Genomic DNA, 7,362 nt, shown 5'->3' on the forward strand with positions numbered 1-7,362 from the left:
ATTTGAACATCCGCTCCTGGTGTCTTTTGTTTAGCTGATGTTTACTTCCAAATCTTCTATCGGTTTCTCTTTGTATTTCAAATCTTTATTTGCATAAAACGTATCTGCCCGCTCAATTTTGACGGCCGTATTGTATTCCGGAATGCCTGCATACGTTTCATACACACCTTTTGGAATCAACGCGTTGCCTTCTGGCCAATACACCTGTACATTGCCCCTTGTCGTCCGTTCGAACTTGGCACGACCTTGGAAGGTTCCATAGCCATTATACACGACAATGCTGTCTCCTTCTTTAATCCGCAAGTCACGGGCATCCTCTGCATTCATCAAAACGTCATAGCGCTCTGCGTTGTTGAATGGATCGACGTTGCTGTAAATCATCGAGTTGAACTGCTTGCCCCTCCGAGTCGTGACGTAGAAGTGACCCTCTGGCTTGTTCAAATCAGGAACCTCGATGGGAAGCAAATTGGCACGGCCGTCTACTGTCGGACATACCCCGTCTTCACAGAGCCACGCGCCACCCCATTGGAACACATCGCCCCGTTTTTTCAAATGCTGAATGCCATCGTAGTTTGGATTTGCCAAAGCGATCTCTGCACGAATTTCTGCTGCAGTCGAAAAATGCATGAGATGCTTTTTCTCCGGATGCACTCGCGCTGCGAGGTCGACATAGATTTCCCACTCGGCACGCGCCTCCTCAATACGGGGTCCCTCAATTTCCGCACTGAAATAAACCATTCGCTCGGTACTCGTAGACGTCCCACCACCTGGCTGTTCATATCGCGTCATGGCAGGCAGGACGATCACTTCTTCCTTGGCATCAACGAGCGTCGACGTATTGAAAATAATGTCCTGATGCACGCGCAGCTCTACGCTCTCCAGACATTTTTGCATAAAGTCAGGGTCTGGCATCGTCTCCAGGAAGTTCCCACCGCTCGTATAAAACATTCGCGTTTTTCGCTCATGTCCGTCTGGCAAAACCGCGTTTTCCAAGGAGATGCCGACGATATCCCCTTGCCATTTCGGAATAGGGAATTTCCACAGCCCCTCGATGCGCGTCCATGCTTTTTCATCAAAATTCCCGCCAGGCAGACTAAACGGGTCTGCTCCCATTTCGCCGGAGCCTTGTACCCCTGAATGGCCCCGTATTGGCATCACTCCACAATTTTTCCGTCCCAAAAACCCGCGTAATACAGCCAGATTGGCTACCTGTGAGATGTTGTCCGTACCAAAACGGTGCTGCGTCAAGCCCATACTCCAAATAAACACACCTGATTTGCAATTAGCCAGCAGCAGCGCGAACTCCTTCATCCGCTCGCGCGTAAGTCCGGATGATTTCTCCAGCTTTTCCCATGGCTCGCTCATGACATGCATGCGGAGCTGTTCGAGTCCATTGGCGTGTTCTTTGACAAAAGCAAGATGAATCGCAGACCCCGGCTTTTCTTTTTCCATCTCAAACCAATGCTTCATCACACCGTTCATGAAAGCAATGTCTCCGCCGATGTTGACCTGATAAAAATCATCGGCGAGCTTGGTTCCGAACAAGGCGCTTTCTGCTACAGACGGAATCCAGTAGTTTTCCATCGCAGGCTCCCTATACGGATTAATCAGGATGATCTTGGTTCCAGCCTTTTTGGCAGCGTACATGTACTTCGTTGAAACAGGTTGATTGTTAGCTGGTACGGACCCCCAAAACACGAGCACATCCGTGCCAATCCAATCCTGATAATTGCAGCTTGACGCCCCGATCCCGACCGAGCGCTTCAGGGCCGTTTTACTCGGTGAATGACATATCCGCGAGGCGTTGTCGATGTTGTTCGTGCCCAAAAACCGCGCCATTTTTGCCGCTGTATAATACACTTCGTTCGTAATCCCGCGCGCCGTCAAGAAAAAGGCGAGCTGCTTGGGACTGATATCCTTGATCTTTTTGGCTATTCGATTCAAAGCATCGTCCCAGCTGATGCGGGTAAATTTTGTTTCACCTGGCTTGCGGGACAGTGGATACGGAATTCTCCCTAATTTGCGCAGCTCTACACTAGACAGTTTTTTGAGTGCATGGATGTCTTCCAGCCACTTTGGATCAATTGCCGGCATCGTATTCAAGCGAAGAACATTCAGGCGTGTGGTGCACAAATGCGGTCCCGTCAGCGTCTGGTCATATAATCCGGATACACCAAGCGCGCACCCGTCACACACGCCCTGCGTCAAAATTCTGTAAGCGTATCCCAGATTGTCCCTGTTTTCATACATAACCTTCATCGTGTCACGAATATGATGTGGCTTTATTTTTCCTAATCCCATCGGCATCATGGAAGCCCACAAAGAAGGCTGCAAGGATGTATCCAGCTTGATTGGTCCGCTGTGCTTGGTTTTGCCCATATGACGTTTCTCCTCTCATAGCGTGCCTATGTGAAAAGCTCTACAAAAAAAACCACCATAAACCGTCCTAATCCGAAAGAAAAGGAGCATGTTCACGGTGGTTGTCTACGGCAGGTTCGCTACCAAGTCCAAGCTTCGTGTTTGTCGCGCGAGTTCCGTATGGTCTAATCCGCTGAACAGGAGCACTGCTTCGCCCTAGACTTACGGTTCAATTTTCCATTTTTTCTCGATGTCCTGATCAAAAACAAATATGGACATCCCAAAATCACGCTCGATGTCAATATCGACGAACAGATCGATGAGTTTTGCACCCAGAAACGTTTCCATGTCGACTGGTTGATATTTACGATACATGTCTTTGACCATTTCGGTTCGGGCAGCTCGTAGTGTCTGCTTTCCGTCTTCCGAAGTGGCAATAAACTTTTCCACCGGCGAAAGGTTACCCTCCATCTCACAGATCGCCCAGTTCTTGCAGAACGTGGTATTGATCTTGCTGGGTCCTTTTCCCATATGCCGCTTACGGAAAGCTCTGACTAAATTACTGAATTCTGCTTCGAACTTATTCATCGAGAATACTCACCTTTACTTCAATCATTCATTACCTTAAACTTTACCACTAGTCAACCAGCCAATTCAACTGACTTTTCCTTTTGGGCTGCTTGTTCCTTCAATTTTTTGATATCCAAGCGAATTACCAGTGAAATAATGAATGCGACGACGAACATACCTGCGAAAACGTTCATCGTTCCAGTATAGCTTTGCGTCGTACTGCGTACCCATGTAGCAAAAATGGGTCCTGCCAATCCAGCTGCTGCCCAGGCAGTCAAAATGTAACCATGAATCGCTCCTAGCTGCTTCGTTCCGAACAAATCGCCAATGTAGGCCGGAATCGAAGAAAATCCTCCACCGTAACAGGTCATGATGATAAACATTGCAATCATGAACAGCACAGGGTTACTTAAGTTTGGCAACAAGAAGAATAGCACCATTTGGATCACAAAGAAGGCTGTATATGTATTGGGGCGTCCAATAAAGTCAGACAGTGATGCCCAACCGATGCGTCCTCCGCCATTGAAGAGACCATTGAGACCGACCATTAGCGCAGCTGTTGCAACGGACATTCCGACCATTTCTTGTGCCATTGGAGAAGCGACAGAGATTACCGCGATTCCACAGGTAACGTTGATAAAAAGCATAAGCCACAGCAAGTAAAAGCGGCGCGTCTTGATCGCTTCGTTAGCTGTTAATTGAGACAGATCTTGCTTAATTTTTTTGGTACCCGCCCCATCAACTGAATAGCCCTCTGGTAGCCATCCTTTTGGAGGAGGTGCAAGGTATTGTGCGGCTGAGATCATCACAACAAAATAAATAACGCCCAAGATGTAAAACGTATTGGCAATTCCTACGCTGTTAATTAACGCATTCATGATCGGACTTGCGATCATAGATGCAAAACCAAAACCCATAATAGCGAGACCTGTTGCGAGACCCCGGCGATCCGGGAACCATTTTACCAGAGTAGACACAGGTGTGATGTAGCCTACACCAAGACCAATTCCACCTAGCACACCGTAGCACAGATACAATAGCGGCAGGCTGCTCATCTGAATAGCAAATCCAGAGCCAACAATTCCTACTCCAAAGAAAATCGAAGCCAGAATACCTGCTTTACGTGGTCCATGCTTCTCTACGTAGTGACCCAAAAAGGCAGCCGACAAACCCAGAAACAGGATGGCAATACTAAAAGTAAATGTGACATCTCCTAAATTCCAGCCAAACTGTGTCGTAATCGGCTTCGTAAATACGCTCCATGCGTAAACCGAACCGATCGAGATGTGGATACCCACAGCCGCCAGTGCAATCAGCCAGCGGTTCTTTACCTTTTGCTCCATACATACATCTCCTTAAATTAGAATAAGAGCGCCTCTCGCTTGGATTTGGCAGTTCTTTGAAAAAGAAAAACTGCTGGGCCCATCCATTCCCTCTTTACCGGACATACGGAAAAAGGGAATGGATGGAGCACAGCAGTTAATCAGTCAGGCAGGTTCGCTACCTCAGCATTAACGAGCAGGTGTTTAATATTTTCAGGTAGGGAAGCAAATGAACCGGTGACAGGGTCGCTGTTCCGTGCAGATTTGTCCCACCATATTCAATTTGATAAAAATTCGTTTAATAAAAAAACTTGTGACTGGAATTACCACACATAGTATAGTACCATGTAAGCGCTCACTCGACAATAATTTCCTTTGAAACAAGGAGGTCGTCATGTCAGAACTGACAAAAACCATCCGTCGCAGCGTACTTAAAATAGATGCCGACAAGTACAATTGGGAAGACGATGAGATCGTAACGGAATATCCTCTTACCATTTTTCTCAACGATGATGAATTTGCCACGATCGTCTGTACTCCCGCTGATCTGGAAGAAATGGTGATCGGCTTTTTGGCAGCAGAAGGAGCCATACAATCGTATGCGGAGATCAAGCAGCTTACCATCGACGAAGCACAGGGCTTCGCCTACGTTGACTTGCATAAGGAAACGATCTTGTCGCAAAGCTTTTATTCCAAGCGGCGCATTACCTCCTGCTGTGGAAAAAGCCGGCAGTCTTTTTACTTTTTCAGCGATGCCCGTACCGCAAAGCCCGTAGAAGGAACTGCTACTGCCACACCGGCAGCATGTATCCAGCTGATGAAGGAGCTGCAGGCGTCTTCTTCCATCCACAAACAGACGGGTGGCGTGCATAATGCTGCTCTGTGCACATCTGATAGCGTGCTTTTGCAATACTCGGATATCGGCCGGCATAATGCCCTGGATAAAATCTATGGATACTGTCTGCGTGAAAATATCACCACAGCTGACAAAATTCTTGTTTTTAGCGGGCGCATTTCTTCCGAGGTTTTACTAAAAGCGGCGAAGATTGGAGCCGGCATCATCCTATCCAAATCGGCGCCGACGGATCTGGCACTCCAGCTGGCTGATGAGCTGAACATCACGGCTGTTGGGTTTGTCCGTAACAACAAAATGAACGTGTATACACAAGCAGAGCGAATCATTCTTTCCTGACCACAACAAAAACGGGACATGCTTAGTGCTCTCCCGTTTTCCGCTTCTTCTCTTCGTTTTTCGCTAGCTCATACTCTTCTGGTGTATTGGCATTAAAAACGGCCCAGTCGTCCAGCAAGCCCTCAGGAGTTTTACGCAGCCGCAGCTTGTCCAACGTAGTCATAAGCCTCAGCTCGTTCTGTTGCAAAGCCTGCTCCCAAAAGGCTTGTGACCGCCTATGATAGACAGCGCACAGTGGATGAAGTCTTCCATTCACCTGAGCTGCTACGACGTCCCATTCGCTCTGTCCCTTCGCATACGCAATCAATTTATTCAATTGCCCTCGGTCCATGAACGGAAGATCACAGGATAGGACCAGCAGCATCTCGTCCTGACAAATGCGAAAAGCAGTGACAAGACCGCTGATTGGGCCAGCTGACGGAACGAGATCTGGTGTGATTTTTACACCTGCTGCGTGCTTTATTTCTGCAGGTAAGCGCTCTGGATGATTGGTTACGAGGAGGCACTCCATGCCGTCCTGCGTGACCTCCCTCACTAGCTCTGTAAGAAAGGTTCCCTCTCTCCATGCAAGCAGCTCTTTCGGAGAACCCATTCGTGTGCTGTTTCCACCTGCCAAAATGACTGCGCTTATTTTTTGCATACTCGTTTTGACCTCCCTCGTGTCCGCTTGCTATCAATCTACTACTTCTTACTTTTCCTGTCATGCTCGTCGTTGTCAAGGCAAAAGCCCGGACCAAAGCCCGGGCTCAGCATTTTATTCCATTAGCCAGTTACGGTTGTAGATATCTGCTGATCCTGTGCTCTCGTTTGATAGACATCATCAGTTCTGGAGTCAGCTTCGTCTTCAATCTCACAAGCCATCTATCATCAATCAGTCTTCGTCTTCTTCGTCCTCGTCGTCGCCGTCTTCTTCGTCTTCGTCGTCGCCGTCTTCTTCGTCCTCGTCGTCGCCGTCTTCTTCGTCCTCGTCGTCGCCGTCTTCTTCGTCCTCGTCGTCGCCGTCTTCTTCGTCTTCGTCGTCGCCGTCTTCTTCGTCTTCGTCGTCGCCGTCTTCTTCGTCGCCGTCTTCTTCGTCAGATTCGTACTCTTCTTCGTATTCTTCTTCGTCGTCCATTACTTCATCGTCTAATTCTTGAAATTCCATTCTTACACCCCCTCTGCACCATGCTTAATACTATTCATACGGTGGAGTTCTGCATTTTGTTTGGATGGCTGTCCTCTCTCGCCTGCCTGTTTCAAGAAAAATTTTATCCCGATATGGTACTGCAAGCAGGAAAATTCAATTGGATCTATCGTTCTTTTCAAGTTGACAAAACACCGCATTAGTTTATAATAAGTATTAACAAATAATCATTATCAAAAAGGAGAGATTCTATTATGACAACTGTAACTAACCTTTTAAATAAACAAGTAGCAAACTGGACTGTTCTTTACACCAAGCTCCACAATTTCCATTGGAATGTGAAAGGACCTCACTTTTTTACCCTGCACCAAAAATTCGAAGAGCTGTACACAGAAGCCGCTGGCCACATCGATATATTGGCAGAGCGTGTTCTCAGTATCGGCGGCAAGCCAGTTGCTACACTCAGCGCAAGTCTGCAAACCGCAAGCATCGCCGAAGCACAGGGAAATGAGTCCGCAGAACAAATGGTTGAGACAGTTGTTCGTGATTTCGCCATTCTCCTGGAGGAAACAAAGCTTGCCATGGAGGCGGCAGACCAAGCAGGCGATGAAGCTACAGCAGACATGCTCCTCGCGATTCGCAGCGGTTTGGAGAAACACGTTTGGATGCTGGAAGCCTTCTTGCAATAAGAAACTTCTGAACAAAAAAGGCGACGTGCTTTTAAAATGTACCCTTTGTAAAGGACACTTTTAAAAAGTCTAGGCAGCTCCAAGAAGATGATCTCTGTATTGAACAGG

The 7,362-nt window shown here is 47.6% G+C and carries 7 protein-coding genes; 2 read left to right on the top strand and 5 right to left on the bottom strand.

Annotation, left to right across the window (positions count from 1 at the left end; all coding sequences use genetic code 11):
* Nucleotides 1–30: 30 nt before the first annotated feature.
* The 3 genes from SB752_RS25865 to SB752_RS25875 all read right to left on the bottom strand — a co-directional run bounded on the left by SB752_RS25865 (nt 31) and on the right by SB752_RS25875 (nt 4,271).
* Entirely contained in the window at nt 31–2,379 is a 2,349-nt protein-coding gene (locus SB752_RS25865; protein WP_410718359.1) for an FdhF/YdeP family oxidoreductase, read from the bottom strand.
* Nucleotides 2,380–2,580: 201 nt separating this feature from the next.
* Nucleotides 2,581–2,946: a Na-translocating system protein MpsC family protein gene (locus tag SB752_RS25870; RefSeq protein ID WP_103109722.1), complete on the bottom strand. Its 366-nt coding sequence runs from the start codon at nt 2,944–2,946 to the stop codon at nt 2,581–2,583.
* Between the two features lie 53 nt (nt 2,947–2,999).
* The gene (locus SB752_RS25875) at nt 3,000–4,271 is read right to left on the bottom strand and encodes an L-lactate MFS transporter (RefSeq protein ID WP_410718360.1); all 1,272 of its coding nucleotides are present in this window, start codon (nt 4,269–4,271) and stop codon (nt 3,000–3,002) included.
* A 373-nt stretch (nt 4,272–4,644) separates the two neighbouring features.
* Here SB752_RS25875 and fdhD point away from each other — a divergent pair, with 373 nt between their 5' ends.
* On the top strand, nt 4,645–5,442 hold the full coding sequence (gene fdhD, locus SB752_RS25880) for a formate dehydrogenase accessory sulfurtransferase FdhD (protein ID WP_410718361.1): 798 nt from the start codon (nt 4,645–4,647) through the stop codon (nt 5,440–5,442).
* A 22-nt stretch (nt 5,443–5,464) separates the two neighbouring features.
* Here fdhD and mobA read toward each other — a convergent pair whose 3' ends face one another.
* Nucleotides 5,465–6,082, bottom strand: a complete 618-nt coding sequence (mobA, locus tag SB752_RS25885; protein WP_410718362.1) for a molybdenum cofactor guanylyltransferase — start codon at nt 6,080–6,082, stop codon at nt 5,465–5,467.
* Nucleotides 6,083–6,313: 231 nt separating this feature from the next.
* Nucleotides 6,314–6,586, bottom strand: a complete 273-nt coding sequence (locus SB752_RS25890; RefSeq protein ID WP_410718363.1) for a hypothetical protein — start codon at nt 6,584–6,586, stop codon at nt 6,314–6,316.
* 233 nt (nt 6,587–6,819) lie between these two features.
* On the opposite strand from SB752_RS25890, the gene SB752_RS25895 reads away from it, so the two are divergent.
* The gene (locus SB752_RS25895) at nt 6,820–7,254 is read left to right on the top strand and encodes a Dps family protein (RefSeq protein WP_410718364.1); all 435 of its coding nucleotides are present in this window, start codon (nt 6,820–6,822) and stop codon (nt 7,252–7,254) included.
* Nucleotides 7,255–7,362 lie beyond the last annotated feature (108 nt).

Origin of the sequence: Brevibacillus sp. SIMBA_040 (genome assembly GCF_046535075.1) — a bacterium.
Taxonomy (GTDB): Bacteria; Bacillota; Bacilli; order Brevibacillales; family Brevibacillaceae; genus Brevibacillus.

Bases quoted from the DNA above. Each gene is read 5' to 3' on its own strand.
- SB752_RS25870 (WP_103109722.1), bottom strand. From the start codon at position 2,946: ATGAATAAGTTCGAAGCAGAATTCAGTAATTTAGTCAGAGCTTTCCGT.
- SB752_RS25865 (WP_410718359.1), bottom strand. From the start codon at position 2,379: ATGGGCAAAACCAAGCACAGCGGACCAATCAAGCTGGATACATCCTTG.
- mobA (WP_410718362.1), bottom strand. From the start codon at position 6,082: ATGCAAAAAATAAGCGCAGTCATTTTGGCAGGTGGAAACAGCACACGA.
- SB752_RS25895 (WP_410718364.1), top strand. From the start codon at position 6,820: ATGACAACTGTAACTAACCTTTTAAATAAACAAGTAGCAAACTGGACT.
- fdhD (WP_410718361.1), top strand. From the start codon at position 4,645: ATGTCAGAACTGACAAAAACCATCCGTCGCAGCGTACTTAAAATAGAT.
- SB752_RS25890 (WP_410718363.1), bottom strand. From the start codon at position 6,586: ATGGAATTTCAAGAATTAGACGATGAAGTAATGGACGACGAAGAAGAA.
- SB752_RS25875 (WP_410718360.1), bottom strand. From the start codon at position 4,271: ATGGAGCAAAAGGTAAAGAACCGCTGGCTGATTGCACTGGCGGCTGTG.